Source organism: Terribacillus aidingensis (genome assembly GCF_900215625.1).
In the GTDB taxonomy this organism is placed as follows: domain Bacteria; phylum Bacillota; class Bacilli; order Bacillales; family Amphibacillaceae; genus Terribacillus; species Terribacillus aidingensis.
In genome coordinates, this window is the sequence record NZ_OBEK01000002.1 from 942,663 (window position 1) to 962,845 (window position 20,183).

26 protein-coding genes are annotated in these 20,183 nt (G+C 40.0%); 14 read left to right on the forward strand and 12 right to left on the reverse strand.

Translation table 11 applies throughout. The annotated features are described in order from the left end of the window. Positions 1-109: 109 nt before the first annotated feature. From CRO17_RS10135 to CRO17_RS10160, 6 genes are all read right to left on the reverse strand, one after another. The gene (locus CRO17_RS10135) at positions 110-433 is read right to left on the reverse strand and encodes a hypothetical protein (RefSeq protein ID WP_097041770.1); all 324 of its coding nucleotides are present in this window, start codon (positions 431-433) and stop codon (positions 110-112) included. Positions 434-556: 123 nt separating this feature from the next. Continuing rightward, on the reverse strand, positions 557-829 hold the full coding sequence (locus CRO17_RS10140) for a holin (protein ID WP_097041773.1): 273 nt from the start codon (positions 827-829) through the stop codon (positions 557-559). Between the two features lie 259 nt (positions 830-1,088). Further along, a complete protein-coding gene (gene ytaF, locus CRO17_RS10145) occupies positions 1,089-1,754 on the reverse strand; it encodes a sporulation membrane protein YtaF (protein WP_097041775.1) in 666 nt (221 codons plus the stop codon). A gap of 340 nt (positions 1,755-2,094) precedes the next feature. Beyond that, positions 2,095-2,592, reverse strand: coding sequence for a hypothetical protein (locus CRO17_RS10150; RefSeq protein WP_097041777.1), 498 nt, complete (start codon positions 2,590-2,592; stop codon positions 2,095-2,097). 467 nt (positions 2,593-3,059) lie between these two features. Continuing rightward, positions 3,060-3,500: a hypothetical protein gene (locus tag CRO17_RS10155; protein ID WP_097041778.1), complete on the reverse strand. Its 441-nt coding sequence runs from the start codon at positions 3,498-3,500 to the stop codon at positions 3,060-3,062. Between the two features lie 544 nt (positions 3,501-4,044). Further along, positions 4,045-4,269: a helix-turn-helix domain-containing protein gene (locus tag CRO17_RS10160; protein WP_077308221.1), complete on the reverse strand. Its 225-nt coding sequence runs from the start codon at positions 4,267-4,269 to the stop codon at positions 4,045-4,047. 516 nt (positions 4,270-4,785) lie between these two features. Here CRO17_RS10160 and CRO17_RS10165 point away from each other — a divergent pair. From CRO17_RS10165 to CRO17_RS10195, 7 genes are all read left to right on the forward strand, one after another. After that, positions 4,786-5,133 (forward strand): DUF4064 domain-containing protein, encoded by a 348-nt coding sequence (locus tag CRO17_RS10165; RefSeq protein ID WP_097041780.1) that lies wholly within the window; start codon positions 4,786-4,788, stop codon positions 5,131-5,133. Between the two features lie 29 nt (positions 5,134-5,162). Continuing rightward, positions 5,163-5,690: a hypothetical protein gene (locus CRO17_RS10170; RefSeq protein WP_097041782.1), complete on the forward strand. Its 528-nt coding sequence runs from the start codon at positions 5,163-5,165 to the stop codon at positions 5,688-5,690. Between the two features lie 432 nt (positions 5,691-6,122). Beyond that, a complete protein-coding gene (locus CRO17_RS10175) occupies positions 6,123-6,494 on the forward strand; it encodes a GntR family transcriptional regulator (RefSeq protein ID WP_097041784.1) in 372 nt (123 codons plus the stop codon). A gap of 5 nt (positions 6,495-6,499) precedes the next feature. Continuing rightward, positions 6,500-7,366 (forward strand): ABC transporter ATP-binding protein, encoded by an 867-nt coding sequence (locus CRO17_RS10180; RefSeq protein ID WP_097041786.1) that lies wholly within the window; start codon positions 6,500-6,502, stop codon positions 7,364-7,366. After that, on the forward strand, positions 7,359-7,964 hold the full coding sequence (locus CRO17_RS10185) for an ABC-2 transporter permease (RefSeq protein ID WP_097041788.1): 606 nt from the start codon (positions 7,359-7,361) through the stop codon (positions 7,962-7,964). The genes CRO17_RS10180 and CRO17_RS10185 overlap by 8 nt, the downstream gene beginning before the upstream one ends. 86 nt (positions 7,965-8,050) lie before the next feature. Beyond that, on the forward strand, positions 8,051-8,281 hold the full coding sequence (locus tag CRO17_RS10190) for a hypothetical protein (RefSeq protein ID WP_097041790.1): 231 nt from the start codon (positions 8,051-8,053) through the stop codon (positions 8,279-8,281). Between the two features lie 869 nt (positions 8,282-9,150). Beyond that, a complete protein-coding gene (locus CRO17_RS10195) occupies positions 9,151-10,002 on the forward strand; it encodes an STAS domain-containing protein (protein ID WP_097041792.1) in 852 nt (283 codons plus the stop codon). 234 nt (positions 10,003-10,236) lie between these two features. On the opposite strand, the gene CRO17_RS17510 is transcribed toward CRO17_RS10195, so the two are convergent. After that, positions 10,237-10,374: a hypothetical protein gene (locus CRO17_RS17510; protein WP_179636957.1), complete on the reverse strand. Its 138-nt coding sequence runs from the start codon at positions 10,372-10,374 to the stop codon at positions 10,237-10,239. Between the two features lie 116 nt (positions 10,375-10,490). Between CRO17_RS17510 and CRO17_RS10200 the strand changes: the two genes are divergently transcribed. From CRO17_RS10200 to CRO17_RS17515, 4 genes are all read left to right on the forward strand, one after another. Continuing rightward, positions 10,491-11,969 (forward strand): aldehyde dehydrogenase family protein, encoded by a 1,479-nt coding sequence (locus tag CRO17_RS10200; RefSeq protein WP_097041794.1) that lies wholly within the window; start codon positions 10,491-10,493, stop codon positions 11,967-11,969. Positions 11,970-12,073: 104 nt separating this feature from the next. Then, positions 12,074-12,817, forward strand: a complete 744-nt coding sequence (locus tag CRO17_RS10205; protein WP_097041796.1) for a thermonuclease family protein — start codon at positions 12,074-12,076, stop codon at positions 12,815-12,817. 108 nt (positions 12,818-12,925) lie between these two features. Then, complete coding sequence (locus CRO17_RS10210; protein ID WP_097041798.1) at positions 12,926-13,378, forward strand: DinB family protein; 453 nt, start codon at positions 12,926-12,928, stop codon at positions 13,376-13,378. A gap of 171 nt (positions 13,379-13,549) precedes the next feature. Beyond that, a complete protein-coding gene (locus tag CRO17_RS17515) occupies positions 13,550-13,702 on the forward strand; it encodes a hypothetical protein (protein ID WP_179636959.1) in 153 nt (50 codons plus the stop codon). 178 nt (positions 13,703-13,880) lie between these two features. Here CRO17_RS17515 and CRO17_RS10215 read toward each other — a convergent pair whose 3' ends face one another. After that, positions 13,881-14,069 carry a hypothetical protein gene (locus CRO17_RS10215; RefSeq protein WP_097041800.1) on the reverse strand — a complete coding sequence of 63 codons (189 nt, stop codon included), beginning with the start codon at positions 14,067-14,069 and terminating at the stop codon, positions 13,881-13,883. A gap of 352 nt (positions 14,070-14,421) precedes the next feature. Here CRO17_RS10215 and CRO17_RS10220 point away from each other — a divergent pair, with 352 nt between their 5' ends. Both CRO17_RS10220 and CRO17_RS10225 read left to right on the forward strand, forming a co-directional pair. Beyond that, complete coding sequence (locus CRO17_RS10220; protein WP_097041802.1) at positions 14,422-15,132, forward strand: MBL fold metallo-hydrolase; 711 nt, start codon at positions 14,422-14,424, stop codon at positions 15,130-15,132. Next, positions 15,125-15,643: a TetR/AcrR family transcriptional regulator gene (locus tag CRO17_RS10225; protein ID WP_097041803.1), complete on the forward strand. Its 519-nt coding sequence runs from the start codon at positions 15,125-15,127 to the stop codon at positions 15,641-15,643. The genes CRO17_RS10220 and CRO17_RS10225 overlap by 8 nt, the downstream gene beginning before the upstream one ends. A gap of 67 nt (positions 15,644-15,710) precedes the next feature. On the opposite strand, the gene sdhB is transcribed toward CRO17_RS10225, so the two are convergent. From sdhB to CRO17_RS10240, 3 genes are read right to left on the reverse strand one after another with little or no spacing between them, the layout of a single operon-like run. Further along, the gene (sdhB, locus tag CRO17_RS10230; protein WP_097041805.1) at positions 15,711-16,481 is read right to left on the reverse strand and encodes a succinate dehydrogenase iron-sulfur subunit; all 771 of its coding nucleotides are present in this window, start codon (positions 16,479-16,481) and stop codon (positions 15,711-15,713) included. Then, positions 16,481-18,250, reverse strand: a complete 1,770-nt coding sequence (gene sdhA, locus CRO17_RS10235; RefSeq protein ID WP_097041807.1) for a succinate dehydrogenase flavoprotein subunit — start codon at positions 18,248-18,250, stop codon at positions 16,481-16,483. The genes sdhB and sdhA overlap by 1 nt, the downstream gene beginning before the upstream one ends. Before the next feature lie 32 nt (positions 18,251-18,282). Then, complete coding sequence (locus tag CRO17_RS10240) at positions 18,283-18,903, reverse strand: succinate dehydrogenase cytochrome b558 subunit (RefSeq protein ID WP_097041809.1); 621 nt, start codon at positions 18,901-18,903, stop codon at positions 18,283-18,285. Positions 18,904-19,223: 320 nt separating this feature from the next. Between CRO17_RS10240 and CRO17_RS10245 the strand changes: the two genes are divergently transcribed. Continuing rightward, on the forward strand, positions 19,224-19,667 hold the full coding sequence (locus CRO17_RS10245; RefSeq protein WP_097041811.1) for a YslB family protein: 444 nt from the start codon (positions 19,224-19,226) through the stop codon (positions 19,665-19,667). Positions 19,668-19,870: 203 nt separating this feature from the next. Here CRO17_RS10245 and CRO17_RS10250 read toward each other — a convergent pair whose 3' ends face one another. Further along, complete coding sequence (locus CRO17_RS10250; protein ID WP_097041813.1) at positions 19,871-20,161, reverse strand: hypothetical protein; 291 nt, start codon at positions 20,159-20,161, stop codon at positions 19,871-19,873. Positions 20,162-20,183: the final 22 nt, after the last annotated feature.

A 20,183-nucleotide genomic window follows, 5' to 3' on the forward strand; every position in this document is an offset into this window, starting at 1 on the left:
AAAACCCTCCTTTTCTGTACAGTTTCGACAGAACAGGAGGGATACCTGCAAAACTTTGGTGAAAACCCAGATTAACTGCTAATTTAAACAGACTGAACGATTATCATCGTTATTCTCCCCCACCGCCGCCTCCGCCATCTGAACCTCCGCCGTCATAGCTTGGGCTGCTTGAGCCTGCGTCAAGAGATTGGGAACTTAAGTCAGTGTCGTGATATCTCCTGTGCGTATTATCCGAATCAGCCGATTCAAGAGCTGTCATGGAAGCTAATACAGAAACATCTCCATTGTTGTTATGCTTTGATTTTTCATTATGCTTCTGATACTGACCAGCACCGGAAGCTTTCTTTTTCTTTGTCATCACAATCGTCAGCGTTGCAACTGTTACAAATACTATGAGACCAACAATCAAGATAACAATCGTTATATCATTCATTTATCTCACTCCTTACTAACTTTATTACTATGTAAAAAAATCTATCCTTTTCCATCATAACATACAAATATTTACACGTTGAGCCTGCACTTATAATGCTTCTGTTATAAAATAAGGCCGCCCTTAGGCAGCCTTATCTTTATCGTTATTCGAAATAGTTTTCTTTCCTAAAGAATACAATCCAGATGCAGCAAGACCAGCTAAACCGCCGGACCATATTCGCAAAACGAGGGTAAGATCCGTTAACGGCCAAGCAAGTAAACCAATGAGCAAACCAGTCAGCAAGCTAATCAATGGCAAGAATCGTTTATTAACAGTGACTGTCTTCTTTACCAGCTGCACTAAAGCAATTACAATAGGGCTAATAATTGATGCAAAAGTCATCACTTCTTCCATTTAACCTTGCCTCCCCTGCAATTTTAATACTTACCCCTCATTATTTCTCCGTGCGGTACCTAGTTCTCCTTCATCTATTATTTGTTATAGATAAAATATATTCAGAACCTGGCTCATTTAGGCTATGATGTCATTAAACTACGACATCTATCATATCTTATGTTAGTCTCTTTAAACCAAGAGAGCTTCAACGTTACACTTAAAACCCAGACATATAAAAAAACTCCTCCCAAATGAAAAGGAGAAGAATAGAATAACTTTAAAGCATCTTGAACAATCCGAGGGTTATTAATAGACAAGGTGATAAAAAAACTAATTTCTGCAGCCATCTTATTTTTGCTAAAACAAAACCTGACTTAATACCAAATAGAACAAATAATCCGCTCATTAAAGCAACTAATACAGCTGTTACTACTGGTGAATAACCACCGATCATAGCAGCACCAATTCCAGCACCAAATGCATCTAAAGCAAGGGCTATACCTAATAAAAAGGATTCTTTTGCTGAAATTGTACCTGAGCGGTCTAAATCAGCCATTTGTGGTTTTTTTAACACAGTTATGAACAGACCAAACTTCTTTATTTCAATCTTCCATTCTTTATTCTCCAGTTTATTTTTTGGTATTGAATGCTCTTCCATGTCTTCATCAACCTTCTTAGATCGGAGAACATTATACAGACTAAATACCCCTATTGAAATGAGGATTATACTCCCAATTATTTCTGCAAAGCCGGCAGGAATAAAAGAACTTAATAAACTTCCAATCGACATCGATGTCAGAACCGTAACACCTGAACATAACATAATAATTAGTAATGCCAATAAAGAAATGCGGATCTGCCTCATACCGTAAGTAACTCCAACACCAAAACCGTCCAAGCTCACGGCAATAATCAAGAGCATCATTCCTGCAAAATAGGCCATACTATCCCATCCTCCATTTATTTCAAGCTGAATTAAGTATATGAATGAACATGGAAAGTGTGAACTAACGCAATAGGAGAGAAATGTCTTACTTCTCGCTATGCGTTTTTTTCACTTTTCGGGGCATCACGTATGGGGAGAGTTGAATTTTTTTAAAAAAAGCAAATCTAAATGTCTATGTTTGTTGCCATCACCAAATGCTAATACAGCAGGACTCCTCTGTGTTTCTACAAGTATTTATTTAATAGTTACAGCACTAGCACTATCTTCTGCTTTTTTAGACTATAGGAAGTTATAATTGTAAGCTATCGGCCTTTTAAACATGACAGACACCTTTCAGTTAGTTATCAAACAGCCGATTGTAATAACCACTAAATTCTTTTTTTAGTTGGTTTATTTGTACTTCTTCAGCCATTATATCTAACACGTCCGTGCTGGTATAGATAATAAAAACAATAGGACCGTATATACGATCTTCAATAATATTAGAAATAAGTTTAAAAACATCCTCACTTCTAAAAGTGACCTCAGTATATATTAGTTTAAAATTCTCACCATAATCTATAATTGTTTCTTTCCAATTGGTAATTTTTAAAACTTTATTAAGACCTATCGAATTAGTGTGCCGGCCTCTTTCATTAAAACAAGCAACAATAAAGGTGCCTCTTATCAGAGTACTGTCACCTAAAACTTTCCCTAAGATTTCTCTTAATAACCATCTATTACGATACTTATAAAATAATTGACTCAAAAATCTTATTCTATTCTTTTCAGTTGTCTGGAAATAGGGAGTTATTTCAGTATTATAAACATCAATATTTAATCTATTTACAATCATTAATTTAATCACCTGTTCTTCTTATTTTCACGTGATATTAGTCTAACAGTTAGTATCTTTATCATTATACAATTTAATTTAAAATTTACGGTAAAAGTAGAAAAAACGCTCAGCCGTTACTCCTACAGACTTAAAGAAATAACTGTGACTCACCTCTCAATTTCCAGTCCACTACTTTAAACTAGACTGTTTTTTCTAATCTGCACCATGTACAAGTTTACTAAAATCAAAAAAACCGACCATCACAGTCGGTTCGAATTTAAGCACTCGTTAAAGCAAGCGATTATTTTCTGCTTAAAGTCAGCTATGTCAAATAACCAGCAAATCAATCACCTGTCAAAGAACTATACTGTATTTTGTATAGTGATGATGGGGTGATGTGCAGTTGCTGAAGTTAACGGCTGATTCTGCTGCTGACTCACGCAGGATGAATTAATCATTAGAATAGTTACAAAAGGATATAAAAGCTATTTTTCTGCCAGAAATTCCTTAGCAACATCGTTATCGGAATCTAACTCTAATATTTTCTTTGCAGTAGCAAGCGCTTCATCATCATTTATTACTTTGTCCGGTACTTCATGCAAGAACAATAAATATGATAGATACTCAGCTAATTCCTGCTGATCAGCTAACTCAATACAGCGTCTTGCGTGATAAAGAGCCGCATGGTGGGCTCCCTCTATATGACAAAGCGGATTAACAAGCATTTCGAAAGCAATTTCATGGAATTCTATTTTTTCATTTTCTATAAGTAAACTTACTATGAATGTGTATATAGACATACTTGGACGAGTAAAAGCAATATCTGTTAATTCCCCATCAAGTTCCTCAAAAGATAAGTGCTTCGAGACAATTTTCGCCTCTTCAAATTTTCCTTCCAGTATTAAATCTTTAAGATTATTAGACATATTTAACTTACCCACCCATTACTTCTATATATTTTTTCCATTCTTTATCTTGTAAGAGTAACTGTAACAGTTTTCCCACTCATTTTAATAGTTTTTACGTACTTTTTTATAAGCAGTCAAGTCTCTTTACCATGGCGCACCACATGAGACATCATCTTATAAAAATCGCTCCGTTTGTTTCGCTGTTCCCTTATCTCAATCGTGTTTAAACAAAGGCAAAACCACCACAACTTGCTGCAAGGGAAAATCTGCTGAATGATGAATAGAAATGTGTATGTCTAAAACTATAAAGTAAGAAGATGCTATTCCGGCAACTCTCTCGAACTCTTAAACAATATCTGAAATTAAGTCCAGGTTAAATTCAGAATGATGCTTACATCTTCAGCCCCCATTGACTGTACTCGGCAGACCATCATCACAACTGCGTTACCACAAAACAAAAAAACCGACCATCACAGTCGGTTTTCAGCAGCCGTTAAAGCAAGCGATTATTTCTTTCTGCTTACAGTCAGCTATGTCAAGCAACAGGCAGATCAATCGCCCGTCAGAGCTTCAGTTCCCCCATACGAAGGAGCTCCACTACAGCCTGAGACCGTCCCTTTACTCCCAGTTTCTGCATCGTATTCGAGATGTGGTTTCGCACTGTCTTCTCTGAGATAAAAAGCTCTTGTGCGATATCCTTGGTCGTCTTATCCTGTACCAGTAGTTCAAAGACTTCTTTTTCTCGTTTGGTGAGTAATTGTTTTGGCCTGTAGTCACTATCCTTCAAAATTTAACCCCTCCTTGCTCTCTTCAGGGTTGCTGCGTCAGGTATTTATTTAGTCCATGTAGCTTATGTAAAGGAATGCCAGAGGGTGAACGAGAATTAGCGGAATGTTAACGATTTGTTCTGAAAAAGTATTAAGTCAGATTTTTGATAAGAAAAGTCATATGTCAATAAATTCCAACAATGTAACTTTAACTGTTTGCAACAGTGTCCGTTATTCCGGCACAATTTTAAAATTTTTTATGCACTTAACAAGCAATTCGAGTACTCTTATTTTTAGGCTCCTACTATACTAGCATAATAAATCTGTTTTTTTTAAGATTCCACATTAAAGATATTTTTACAAAATCACCTCCAATGTGGTGCAAATAATCCAATAATGTTATATAATTCAATTTGTTAAGCAATTATAACTATTGTTATATTTAAATACTTCACTTTTCACTTACATAGAACTAGGATAACTCCAATTCAATTAGTTATATTAGCTTATTAATCCCAAAAGAAAGGAGTAAATTCATGAGCAGAACTACAGAATTCGTTTTAGGTCTTATTGGAGGAATATTAGGTTTCTTTGGAGCCATTTTTGCCTTAATTATGGGTAGTGTCGATGCAGCATTGAGCGAAACCGGCACCAGTTCTCTTACAGGATTAGGGTGGTTTGCATTCTTATTTTCTACTCTAGCGATCATCGGCTCAATCGTTGTTAAAACCAAAGCAAAACTTGGTGGTATTCTTCTTATTATTTCAGCAGTTGGTGGACTGATTAGCATATCTTTCTTTTATCTAATTTCTGCAGTATTAATTGCTATTGCCGGTTTCATGGGTGTATTCAGAAAGAATAAGAGTGTAAAGCAAGCCGCTTAAATAAATACATATTAAAGGAGTTTTTACAATTGAAGAAGTTATTAGGTATTAGTCTACTATTGGTATTAATGATTGCCCTCGCAGCTTGTAGTTCAACTGAGGATGTATCAACTGGATCCGATTCAGAAAGCGCCGAATCCTCTGAGAAATCTAATGAAACTGATGATAACGCCAAAAAAGTTGATGCATCTGATCAATCCGTTACTGCTGCTAATTTAAAAGTAGGTCTTGGTGACGTGAAAGTCCTGGAAGATAAAATTCAAGTTGGTATAAATGTAGAAAATACAGCATCAGATGCTGTAAGTTTTTATCCAGATCAAGGTTCTGCTGTCATTGGAGACATGCAGCTTGATGCTAATATGTTCCTAACCGATGGATCTGTTAGTGGAGACATTCAAGCTAGTGTTAAAAAAGAAGGAGTTCTTGAATTCCTTGCTCCAGAAGGAAAGAAAATTGATCCTGCTACAGTTAAAGAAATTAAACTAGTACTTGGTGATGCTACTTCTGCAGACTTTATGACTACTGAACCTGTAGAATTTACAGTTACAGTAGAGTAAATAAGGCCCCCTCTAGGGGCTTTTTTTTATGCAATAAGATAGTTTATCCTTTGGGCAATCATTTTTATTGTCTTTTTCGTATTTCTATTTATCCCTAATTCAGCCAATAGATTACTTCCATATAAACTTCCTCTCCTCTATGTCCAGGGATTCAATTCTCTGTTACTAGTATTAATTGACTCAAAGATATTTAACAAAACATAACCATATATCTATACTCAGATTCCAGCAATCAGTAATATATTTTCAATAATTTAACATAAATGGTTGCAAAACAATTCGATGTTGTATATATTGTACATATAGTGTATATACATTATAACAGAGATGTATACACTCCCTCTTGAGTAACCTTTGGGCAAGCGAAGGGCAGTGTCTCTGAATACATACACTTAAGATTGCGTTTTACTATAAAACAGATGAGGGATCGGCATGCAAATTATAATTTCAAACAGTTCGAAGGAGCCGATTTATGAACAAATTACAAATCAAATTAAATCGTCTATTTTAACAGGTGAGCTGCAAGAAGGATCTCCTATCCCTTCCATGCGTAAGCTCGCTAAGGACTTACAGATTAGCGTCATCACGACAAAACGGGCTTATGAAGAATTAGAAAAAGCAGGATTTATTTATTCCATTGTTGGAAAAGGATCTTTTGTTGCGGAGCAAAATCTCGATCTTATAAAAGAGAAAAAACTGAAGGTCATTGAGGAGCAGCTTAGCGCAGTTATAACAAACAGCAGAGAAATCGGCTTGTCCCTTGATGAGCTGCAGCAGATAATGAGGATTTTATATGAGGAGTGATGTGAATGGATAATGTAGTTGAATTAAACAATGTGACAAAGCAATTCAAGGATTTCTCTGTAACGGATCTGAACTTACAAGTAAAACGCGGTTTTGTACATGGTTTTATCGGCGCTAATGGTGCTGGTAAGTCGACGACAATTAAGATGATGATGAACTTGTTGAAACCAGATGCTGGCGATGTAAAAGTATTCGGCTTGGATTACAAATCACATGAAAAAGAAATCAAGGAACGTATTGGGTTTGTATATGATGGCAATGTATTTTTTGAAGGCATGAACTTAAAAGATATCAAAAGAATCGTTGCACCTGCCTACAAACACTGGGATGATGACGTTTTTAAAAAGTATATTGATCAATTTGAATTACCACTGAATAAATCAATTAAACGTTTTTCAAAAGGGATGCAGATGAAGGCTTCCTTGGCAATCGCACTTTCTCATCATGCTGAGCTGATTATTATGGATGAACCGACAGCTGGATTGGATCCAATTTTCAGACGAGAATTGCTTGAGTTATTACAAGAAATAATGATAGATGGAAACCGCACCATTTTCTTTTCCACTCATATCACCACAGACTTAGACCGCATCGCTGATTATATTGCTTTCATAAATAAAGGACAATTGATCTTCAATAAAACAATTCATGAAGTGAGTGAAAGTTATGCAATTGTTAAGGGAAGAAAAGAACTGCTTGATCGTGACACGGAAAAGGCATTTGTCAATATTCATCAGTCTTCAGTAGGATTCGAAGCATTGACTGATGACCTTGCCGGAGCGGAAAATACATTTGGAGATAGCGCTGTTATTGAACGCGCTACTTTGGAAGACATCATGTACTATATGAAAGGCGGTATGCAGCATGTTTAATTTAATCAGAAGAGATGTCATTCTGCAGAAGAGATTGCTAATGCTCTTCATACCATGTCTCTTGTTCCTAATTATAATGGACGCGAACCCTGCTTTTATTTTTCTATTTGCCAGTATTTATATCCCCTTTAATACGTATGCTTACGATGAAAAAACAGAAACAAATATATTATTAAATTCCTTACCTTATACGCGTAACGAAATTATTGCATCACGCTACCTAGGAGCTCTTGTTTACATGGTATTAGCGGTTGCAATAACAAGTCTAATATTACTCCTCTTTAATAGATCTTTTACAATAATAGATATCGCACTTAGCATCGGCTTATTCTTGTTATTTGTCGCAATTGCCTTACCGTTATTTTATATATTCAAACCAGGTTACATTTCCCCAATTCTAATGTTTAGCTTCATCTTTTTAGCAATAATAGGCCCTAGAATTGTATCGTTTGCAGCTGACCATTTAACAGTAGTAACTAATTTCCTTATTAACTTATCCAACCCTATTTTGTATACGGGATCAGCACTTGCTGCCTTAACAGTCTACGGTGCTTCATGGGGGTTTACCACTTTTGTTTACAAGTACAAAGCTTTATAGAGAGATGATATAATGCAAATACATTCCTCATTATATCTGTTTCACTATTATATCTTTACTTCCAGCTTGTTCTAGGGGCGATTGTAATGAAACCTAAGAAATTGATTTATTTAGCCTTTCATGTTTTAACTCCCTGTGTTTACTTTTTTGGACATCTCACCATACAGTATTTCAGAGGGAACAATTTAATGGAAGCTGCTGTAGATAGCTTATGTATCATCGCCATTTACTCAATTTTATTGGGAATTATCTGGTCATTATTTACCGATAAACTTGACCAGGCTATCAAAGTAGATGAAGAGAATAACAGTGTATAGTGGTTATAAAAAGCCAGGTCTGCGCCTGCAGATCTGGCTTTTTGCTACTTACAAAGAAGTGCTCATGCTGCGATATCCTTTGATTTGAACACAGAATAATATGGTATATGCCATTCAATTCAAATACTAAACCACACACTTCTCTTTTCCAAACACTATCTCTATGCGCCCCATGATTTTCTTGATGATAGTCCACAATGACCTTATCTGTTTGAAGAGTGTCTTTCATCTTTTTACGCAGGAACTCCATTGCTAATCTGTCAATTCCCTTTCTTTGATAGGAACAGTTGATCATTATCCGAGAGATTCAGTATCCATCAAGTTCTTCTTTATGTGTTTTTTTGTTCATACAGAATCCGACAACCGTTTCATTTCTATAAATAGCATATGCATGCAGAACTGACTCAAAAATGCATCTGGGCAATGGATATTGCGTTACTTTCCATATACTGTTCTTGTTCTGGTACCAGTGTCAAATACCAGTTTTCCGAATTAATTTTCTCAAGTTTAACATTTAATTTTCTTCATGGTGGTTCCCCTCATTATCCGGGGAAACCGTTAAGTAAGTATTTTATTTAGACGTTTTCCCCTTTGCGGTACAATAAGGACTTTCTGTTTTTGTCATAATGAACGGCTCCTTAGCAAGGATATACCTACAGTAATAATTTCCTAACTACCTAATCCTCACTCTTTTTTCTCTTTCGGGTATTTATAAAGTCATTATTGTTAATTATGACGAATATAGCCATGTTGTCAGACTGAATTTTTATGATGGGAATTGAAGTATATTAAATACTACTTTTCACTTCCCTTAAGTTGTCACTTAGCTTATCCTTAAGGAAGTACGTCAATAAAAGGGGACATTAGTTATGAAGGATGAATTGAGATACATAGGGGAGAAGATACAGGAGAATAAAGATATAATAGCTAAGTCTGTGCTTCAAAACCTTGATGAAAATTTAAATCGTGAACTCCGTCTCTTATCTCTTCCTAATGAGGAGCTTTTTGATTTTAATGCAGAACTCGTCTATATAATTGGTTCAGTTCTATTGCCGGAGGAGAATAAAGAGGAAGTAAAGCAGCATTTTCTTAGCTGGGGATCGAGAGCAGGCCAAGCTGCAACCGATATGAACGTATCATTAACAGCTACATTGCAGTATGTTTCCAATTTCCGCAGCGTTATTTGGGACATTTTCACCGAGGAGCTGGAGGAGCGGCATTTTGCGGCGATTACGATGCTCGATGTATCGAAGATTATTGATCCGATGCTGGAAACCGTCAGTTTCGAAATCGGCCGACAATTCGAGAGCCATAACAAGGAAATGGTGAGCATCGCCTATAGTGCACTGGAAGAACTGTCTGTGCCCGTCGTTCCAATATATGAGGGATTGGCTGTTATACCGATTGTTGGAGAAATTGATACACACCGCGCTAAATTAATTATGGAAACGGCGTTATCGCAAGGAAGCACATTGGATTTAGATTATATCATCTTAGATGTTTCCGGTGTTCTGATGATTGATACGATGGTGGCCGATCAGATTTTCCATATCGTACAGTCGCTTCGGTTAAGCGGTATTAAAACAATCATTACTGGAATTCGACCGGAGATTGCACAAACTATGGTATCACTTGGATTGGAATTCCGTTCTATTACAACACAGTCGACGCTTAAGAATGCGCTGCATCTTCTCGGCTACGGGAAGCTGGACGAGCAATAAGATCAAAGGAGCTGATCACTGTGATCAGCTCCTTTATTCTGCTGTATATATTTTTTACTGCTTCTTCAATCACATCTCGAGACATACGCAATGCCTTAGCAGATGTACCATAGCCAAATTTCTTATTTCTCCTCTTTAAGTCCCTCAAATATGGCGTCTGCAAATTCATCTACCGGTGCTCTGAGAGAGTGAATGTCCGTTCCGCCCATACACGAGTAATAAGCATTGGGGCTTCTACTTCGATTCTTGCAGCTTACTTTCTCGTCTGCCGCAGACGATTTCATCTCCCGCCTTCAGGATTCGCTCTGTATGGGCATAACCGATTCCGGATGCACGCCTGTTATTCCAGTAAGATTCATCGGCTACCTCCATCTTTGTCCTGTTGTTATCTTCCGCTCCCTCTTGCTTCCCATAACTTTCTGGGACGATTATCGCTTCGCATTTAGGGTAAAGTATAACCGACCATACTAGAAACGGAGTGATTATCTGTGGCAACCGAGCCAATCGTAATTGAGGCGATTATCAACGGAGAAAAACACAAAGCAGAAAAGCAAGCCCCTCGTGAAAACCCGGCGCATCCAGATGAAATTGTCGGTTATGCTCCTCTCAACACGAAAGAAGAAACCATTCAAGCAATTGATGCAGCAGATCAAGCCTTTACCGAATGGCGAGACACATCATTTGATGACCGAATCAATCGGATGCGCCGTGCCATTCAGAAAATCAAAGATAAAACACCAGAAATTGCAGAGCTGCTTGCTCGCGAGCATGGAAAAGCATTATATGATGCCAAGGGCGAAATTGCCGTTTCGCTTATGTGGATGGAGTTCGCTTGTGATAATATTGCCGAAGTGCTTAAAGACGAATTACATGAGCATGATGGCGGTAAAACTATTATTGCCCGAGATGCAATTGGTGTTATCAGCGCCATTTCGCCTTGGAACTATCCTATTTCTCTATCCACCATTAAGATTGCTCCTGCCTTGCTCGCAGGGAACACGATGGTGCTGAAGCCAAGTCCGCTGGCACCGCTTGCTGTCAGCAAAGTGACCGAACTAATCGCTAATGAGTTTCCGCCTGGCGTACTGAATTTAGTACACGGAGAAGCAGAAGTAGGTGTCGAACTTACTTCGAATCCGAAAGTAGCAAAAATTGCTTTCACCGGCGGTACAGAAACTGCTAAGCATATTATGAAAGCAGCAGCTGATACCATTAAGCATATGACACTAGAGCTTGGCGGAAACGACGCAGCCATCGTACTGGATGATTTTGATGTGAACGATGAAAAAGCCATGCGCCGGCTGGTTGTTTCCAATTTCTTAACAGCGGGTCAAATTTGTATGATTGCCAAACGCGTCTATGTACACGAATCTATTTATGATACCTTTATAGAAAAATACCGCGAAGCTGCTGACAAATGGATTCGAGTTGGTGATCCATTTGACAAGAACGTCACAGTTGGTGCGGTCAATAATAAGAAACAAATTGAATTTGTTCAAAGCCTCATCGATGACAGTAAACAAAAAGGCGCAGAAGTGATTAAACTCGGTAAAATAGTGGATGAAAACCTCTTCAAGCAGGGCTATTTCATGCAGCCGACACTCGTCTTAGGTGCAGACTATGACGATCCAATTGTGGAACAAGAGCAGTTTGGACCTGCTGTACCAATTCTGCCGTTTAAAGACGATGAGCATGCCATTCACCTCGCTAACAAGAGCATCTTTGGGTTAACGAGTTCTGTCTGGGGGAAACAGGAGCACGCTGTAAAGGTTGCGAAACGCATCCAAGCCGGCACAACGATGATTAATACAGCCGCAGTACAGGGCTTAGATGTTCGCTTCCCATTCGGCGGCGTCAAGCAGTCCGGAATCGGGCGTGAGTACGGCAAAGAAGGTATTCTCGCTTACGCGGAAACACATGTCATCAATATGCCGAAAACTTTAGATTTACCTTATATACCGGAATGACAAAAGCAGTGCATCTACCATGATGCACTGCTTTCTGCTCTTGTAAGCTGTCGCTATCGTCCGTATGATGTATATAGAAACCGCATGAAGGAGCTTTTGACAGCATGAAACAAACATTACAATTGACAGTTTGGCTGATTGTTACACTATTCTTACTGAGTGCTTGCGGGACAGTCAGTTCGAATCAATCAGCAGACAGCAGCCACGCAACGACAACTTCCGGCACAACAGATAAAGTGGAAGTATCGTTGATCCGAATTGTTGATGGCGATACGATTAAAGTAAACTATAACGGCCAGGAAGAAACAGTCCGTTATTTGCTTATTGATACTCCGGAAACGAAAGCACCAAATAAATGCGTACAGCCATACGGAAAGAATGCATCAAAGCGCAATGAAGAGCTTGTTGAAAACGGGAAGCTGGAACTGGAATTCGATGTCGGACAACGAAAAGATAAATACGGACGGCTGCTTGCCTACGTGTACGCAGACGGACAAAGTGTTCAGGAAACGCTGCTAAAAGAAGGATTGGCGCGCGTAGCGTATGTGTATCCACCCAATACAAGATACCTTGATTCATATGAAGACGCAGAAGCATCCGCAATAGATGCTCATAAAGCAGTGTGGCAGCAAGATGGTTACGCAACGGACAAAGGATTTACTGGCTGCTCTCTCGAAAAAAATGATGATGTATCGAGTGATGTTGAGACAGAACAATCCGATGAATCGGCGACAAATTTCGCTAACTGTACTGCCCTGCGAGAAACATATCCTGAAGGCGTACCAAGCACACATCCGGCTTATCAGCAGAAATTTGACCGCGATAAAGATAATTATGCTTGTGAATGATCGGAAAATCTAATACTCCCCTTTCAGTTCGTACAATCCTTCTTGAATGACAACAGCTGTAGTTTTTGTTTATAGTGAAGGTATCTACATAACAAAGGAGAATGCCAAATGAGTAATACAGCTCACTGGAAAGAAAGCTGGTATCAGCATCGCAACATATTAATTAGTCTGCTTGACCAAATCGAGGATGGGCATTTAGATTATCAGCCGTGGGAAGATGCAATGACACTGAAAGACTTAGTGCTTCACGTGGCATCATCTAATGCTGTGATTCTGGAAATGGTGAAAACAGACGATATGTATCATCCAGAAATTCCAGAGGTACAATCAATGGACGAATTGCGTCAAGCAGTTCGCGAATTCACTGATAAAACAGCAGCTATTTTCGACACTATTACGGATGAAGAATTAGCTCAAGACAACCAAGCAAAAATACCAACTATGCAAGGAAAGAGAGAAGTCTACGTGCAAGCGATGTATGACCATGAACTGCATCATAAAGGACAATTATTTGTTTATGCACGGCTCATTGGGGCAACGGATCTTCCTTTCTTCCGTTAAATATAAAAAGATCCTGCGGTTTCGCTGCTGCAGGATCTTTTGTCTAGTAAGATGCTCCTTCTATTTTCAAAAATTTTCAAAAACTGCTATACAACAACTGCTTCTCGATATATAAACTTCTAAACACCTTAGAAAATTGAAAAAGGGGGATGAAACATAGCATTCGTAATCATGCGTGAAGAGAAAGAGAACGTGCGCTGCTTGACAGAGGCTGGAAGTGCAATGTGTAAGTTGTTTACTACATTAGAAGAAGCCGAATTGATGAAAACGCAGCTCGCTGCTGAGACTGCATTGCATATCCGCTGGTTTATTGTAGAAATGTAATTCCTGTATTAGAACAGACAAGTTGTCGGAATCGCTTTCGAGGAAGCCCCGGCTTCTTGTCTTTTTATGTGATAAGGAGCTTCGGTTTCTCTAGAACTTACAGATTGGTAGAGCAGAGCTAATGTGACAGCTATAAGATACATAGATAGAGAACTTTCTTTATAAAGCGGAAAGATATTTAATGGTCTTCACGCTCTGCCGGCTCTTTATCATTCATATTTTTCACTATAAGTACCAGCGAGATTACTTGGAGTACCGCTCCAACGAAAAACAGGATAGGCTGTTTCATCCATGCGAAAAATCCAAAAAAAACTGAAGCTAAGAGCAGCGATACAACTCCCCACAGATGCCAATTAGATTGAAACATCAATCTCCCCCTCATGTTTTACGTATACGAAAGATTAGTAAAGGTCATCTTTATTTATACTCCTATTACCCAAATGCTTTATTAAAAGTATCATCGAAACCACTTGCAAAATAAGTCCCGTTATTAGGGACGCTGCACCCTCTGTTGCTGCTCCTATTAGCATCAATGAGGAGGCTAAAAGAAGTAAACCAACTCCCAAATCTGAAACGTAGATCTATTCATTCTCTCGCCTCCTTTTATTCAGCTTATACTCACCGTATCATAAATCACTCGAATATGGAAAATAAACCCTTGTGAAACTAATGGTATTAGTTTACTATTTAACTAATACTATTAGTTAGGAGTAATTCATGTGCGTTTACTGAAGCATCAACATCTTTATCAGCTTACTTTTATGCCGCGTTTGTTTCCCGTTAATTGTTACCTGATTGAAGAAAAAGATGGCCTTACGCTGGTGGATGCAGCTATGGCTTCTTCTGCAGCAGCCATCTTATCTGCCGCTGAAACAATCGGCAAACCGATCCGCAAGATTGTATTAACACATGCACATTCTGATCATATCGGAGCATTAGACAAGTTAAAAGAATCCTTACACTATGCAGAAGTGTTCATGGCGGAAACAGAGTGGAAATTACTTTCGGGTGAGTTCACATTAAAAGCCAATGATCCGCCTCTAAAAGGAGGATTTCCAAAAAACATCAAGACAAAGCCGGATAGATTTTTATTAGAAGGCGATCGAATTGATTCACTGGAAGTGATCGCTGCACCGGGACATTCCCCAGGTATGCTTGCTTTCTTTGATCATCGAAATGGTGCACTTATTGCCGGAGACAGCTTCCAGCTGCGCGGCGGAATGGCAGTTGCTGGCGATGTTCGTTGGCGCTTTCCATTTCCAGCTTGGGGTACGTGGAAGAAAGAACTTTCTGTCGCTTCTGCCCAAAAATTAATTGATCTAAAACCTAAGCTTCTTGCTGTCGGGCATGGTAATCTCCTGCATAATCCAGTACCAAAAATGCAGCAAGCTATCCAGCGTGCTAAAAAAGGATTAAATTCTCATGCCTAAAATGCAGCTTACACAATCCAAAATAACAGACGCTGCACTTTCCATTGCAGAACAGCAAAGCTATGAAGCTGTAACAATGGCGAATATCGCACGCGCCTTATCCATTAAGCCGCCATCTTTGTACAATCATTTCAAGAACTTGGATGAGATTAAACAAGAAATGGCCTTGATTGCGCAACAAAAATTGTATGAAGCCTTGAAAGACAAAAATACGCTTTTGTCATTAGCCAAGAAGTACGTAGATTTCTCTATATCACATCCTGGTTTATACACCGCTTCCCTGCGTGGCGGTACAGGTAAGACAGGTCACGCAATCGTACAACTTTTTGCCAACACACCCGTTTTAGCTGGATTAGAGGAAAAAGAAAAAATCCATGCTATTCGCGGATTTCGCAGTATGCTGCATGGATTTATAGATTTACAATATCACGAGGGGTTTAAAATGAATGTTAATCTGGAGGAATCGCTTGTGAGGATTGTTGGTATATTTGAGCGAGGATTAAGGCGTTAATACTCGTTCCCCCTCTTTCCTCAACCTACAAAAAACGGAACCCTAATAAGAGTTCCGTTTCTCTATTTTAATAATTCGTATCACTGCCAAAGAAGTTCTTAAACGATTGGATATTCGTTGCGCGGTTCATCTCGGCGATGGACGTTGTTAACGGAATACCTTTTGGACAAACTTGGACGCAGTTTTGGGAGTTACCGCAGCTGCCGATGCCGCCTTCGCCCATTAAAGCTTCCAGACGTTCTCCCTTGTTCATTGCTCCTGTTGGGTGAGAGTTGAATAAACGTACTTGGGAAATCGGTGCAGGACCAATAAAGTCCGATTTGTCGTTTACGTTCGGGCATGCTTCCAAACATACTCCGCAAGTCATGCACTTGGATAGTTCGTAGGCCCACTGGCGTTTTTTCTCCGGCATACGCGGTCCTGGTCCAAGATCGTACGTGCCATCAATTGGCACCCACGCTTTGACTTTTTTCAAACTGTCGAACATTTGAGACCGGTCAACGGCCAAGTCACGAACGATTGGGAAAGTCGACATTGGCTCAAGACGGATTGGCTGCTCCAGTTTATCAATTAATGCAGCACAAGATTGTCTAGGCTCACCATTGATCACCATAGAGCAAGCTCCGCACACTTCCTCCAGACAGTTCATATCCCAGTAAATTGGCGTAGTATCTTTTCCTTCCGCATTCACCGGATTTCTGCGAATCTCCATTAATGCAGAAATAACATTCATATTCTCCCGGTATGGTACCTCAAACGTTTCTTCATAAGGAGCGCTGCTCGGATCGTTCTGACGCGTAACAATCAGGGTAACCGTCTCTTGTTTGGTCGCTTCCATTATGCTTTTGCCTCCTTCGCTTTCGCTTGGCTGTAGTCACGTTTTCTTGGCTCGATATAGGAAGTGTCGACTGCTTCATAATAGATATGTGGTGAGTTGGTAGATTCATCATATCTAGCCATTGTTGTTTTCAAGAAATCTTCATCGTTACGTTCCGGGAATTCCGGCTTGTAATGGGCTCCGCGGCTCTCGTTCCGCTGGTATGCACCAATTGTCATCACACGTGCTAAGTGAAGCATATTCTTCAGCTGGCGTGTGAACATAACACCTTGGTTGCTCCAAAGCGACGTATCATGGATGTTGATATTGTTCCAGCGTTCCTGAAGCTCCTGCAGTTTATCGTCTGTTTTCAGCAGCTTGCTGTTTTCGCGAACAACTGTCACATTATCTGTCATCCACTCGCCAAGCTCACGATGCAGCTTGTACGCATTTTCCTTTCCGTCCATCTTGATCAGCTTATCGAAGGACGCCTGCTCTTTTGCAAGGGCATCGTCGAACAGCTTGCTGGAAAGGTCATCTGCGTGTTTATCTAATCCGTCAATATATTTAATTGCATTCGGTCCTGCAACCATTCCGCCGTAGATAGCAGACAGCAGGGAGTTGGCGCCAAGACGATTCGCACCATGCTGTGAGTAGTCACATTCTCCAGCTGCAAATATTCCTGGGATGTTTGTCATCTGATCATCGCTGATCCATAGACCGCCCATCGAATAGTGCACGGCCGGGAAGATTTTCATCGGTACTTTGCGCGGATCATCTCCAGCGAATTTCTCGTAGATTTCAATAATTCCACCCAGTTTGACATCCAATTCTTTCGGATCCTTATGAGATAGATCCAGGTACACCATGTTCTCTCCATTGATACCGAGCTTTTGGTTTACACACACATCGAAAATTTCTCGAGTGGCGATATCACGCGGCACCAAGTTTCCGTAAGCCGGATACTTCTCTTCTAAGAAGTACCAAGGCTCACCATCTTTATACGTCCATACACGGCCGCCTTCTCCGCGGGCAGATTCACTCATCAGGCGAAGTTTATCATCACCTGGTATCGCGGTCGGGTGAATCTGAATGAACTCTCCATTCGCATAAATTGCGCCTTGTTCGTACAACGCACCAGCAGCCGAACCTGTATTGATAATGGAGTTTGTGGATTTACCGAAGATGATCCCTGGTCCGCCTGTTGCCATAATGACAGCATCTGCACGCAATGCGCGCAATTCATGGGATTGGATGTTCTGTGTCAGGATACCGCGACCGATACCTTCTTCATCAATGATTGCATGAACAAATTCCCAGCCCTCATATTTCGTTACGAGACCGGCTGTTTCGAAGCGGCGGACTTGTTCATCCAGCGCGTAAAGCAGCTGCTGGCCAGTCGTCGCACCAGCGTAAGCTGTCCGGTGGTATTGTGTACCCCCGAAACGGCGGAAATCAAGCAGTCCTTCAGGCGTTCTGTTAAACATAACACCCATCCGGTCAAGCATATGGATGATGCTTGGTGCAGCATCACACATTCCTTTAACCGGACCTTGGTTGGCAAGGAAGTCTCCGCCGTATACTGTATCGTCAAAATGTTCCCAAGTGGAATCGCCTTCCCCTTTCGTATTAACTGCGCCGTTAATGCCACCTTGGGCACAAACAGAGTGGGAGCGTTTCACTGGAACAATCGATAATAAATCTACATGTACGCCAGCTTCTGCAGCTTTAATGGTAGCCATCAAGCCTGCAAGTCCCCCGCCGACGACCACTATGTTACGTTTACTCATATCTTTAAGTCCCCTTTCTTAAAGCTGCTATCTTATACGCCCATTCCGATTGCAAGCAAGGAACGTATTCCCAAATACGTAACGCCCAGGAATACAAACAGCGTCGCATATGTGGCGATTCGCTGAGAACGCGGTGACACGGTAATGCCCCAAGTAACCAGGAAACTCCATAACCCGTTCGCGAAGTGGAACGTTGTGGAAATGACGCCAATCAAGTAGAACCAGAAGAAGAATGGCTGCGTAAGAATCGCTTCCATGAAATCAAAGTCAATCGTTTCCTGCGTAAAGATTGTAATAATACGAGTTTGATAGACATGCCACGCAATGAAGATCAATGTCACGATACCAGTGACCCGCTGCAGCAAGAACATTAAGTTACGGAAGTAGCCATATCTTCTCGTATTGTTCTTACCTGTCAATACAATGTACACACCGAGAATAGCATGGTAAAGGATCGGTATGTAAATAACCACCCATTCAAGGACAAAGCGGAATGGAAGATCGTGCATGAAACCGGCAGCTTTATTAAAGCTGTCGCTTCCGTATGCAGCAAAATGGTTGATTACCAAATGCTGGATAAGGAAGATTCCTATTGGAAGCACTCCCAACAACGAATGAAGCCTGCGGTAGAAAAACTCTCGATTCTCGTTCATACGTACCCCCTCTGTAGCTCTCTGAATTAACAGAATGATTGCGTTTTCATAACCAGTCGTAAATAAGACCGATTGAAAACTAATATCCGTTATTAACAATATTATTGTATAACTATCAAATTTAGGCGTCAAGAAAACGCTTCGAAAAAATTAATAAACAGTTTTTTTATTTTGTTAAATACAGACGAAACAGGTCGTTTTTTGTCAGCTGTGTAAACATTCTTAATTCCGCCAAAAGACAATAGCGGGAAGTACTGTTTTCGTGTTAAAGTGAATACAGATAACTTGTAATTGCAACAAGGCGGGAAAGGAAGACACGCATGCAAAAAAGAATGCAAGAATTCGACAGAGATTATATGGAGCAGCTCATTACCCACGGAGCTGGTCATGATATATTGCGTTTTGTCAGTTTACCAGACTTATTAGGCGAGGACTCCTCCTCTATCCTTTATGTTCTTGGAAAGAAACTGGCGCGGAAAGTTAATCCAGCGTCCATGGAACAAATCGAGGATTTCTTTATCCAGATGGGCTGGGGAAACCTGAGTCTCGTCAAACAGAAACGGCATGAAATGACATTCCAGCTCTCCGGGGCTCCCGTCGTACATAGATGGAACGTTGGTCTCGGGAAGGAATATCGCATGGAAGCAGGCTTCCTAGCTGCCAGTATAGAACAAATTCAAGAGCTTGTATGTGAAGTTGTAGACGAAAACGTACCGAAACGGGAACATGTCCAGTTTCATGTATATTTTGCTAAAGAAGATTAATCGATAAAGACGTGTGGAGACTCTCACACGTCTTTTTTGTATGCTTTCATTATTTGTATTTCTCTTTCAAGGCTGATACAACCTCGGGTCTTGCGATAATAAAGGAATAATAAAGCGGGCGAGCTCAATTGTTTTATATGCGAAATAAAACCCAGCGTACTTTTTAATAAACCTGTTTCCTTGAAAAGTCCATTCTGGATGAATTAAAAAGAAGCTTTCGCTGCACCACGCATCGAAAGATCTGCTTGGCAGCTTGCCTTTGCTATATAATTTACGGCAGCAGCAATGTCCATCCAATATGTATTCCAATCTGCTCCGTTCAACATATCTGCCTTCGGATGATCTGCTATAAACTGCTTCACATCATCATAAGGGAAAGGTTCCTGGAGACGGAGAGACAATATTTCTCCCGAGGTTCTAGTCCATTCCTCTAGTACAACTGTCTGTATAAGCTGATATACAGTTGTTTTTGCATAATAATTACCTTCTTGCATCATTCTCCTCTTTCTCATAAAA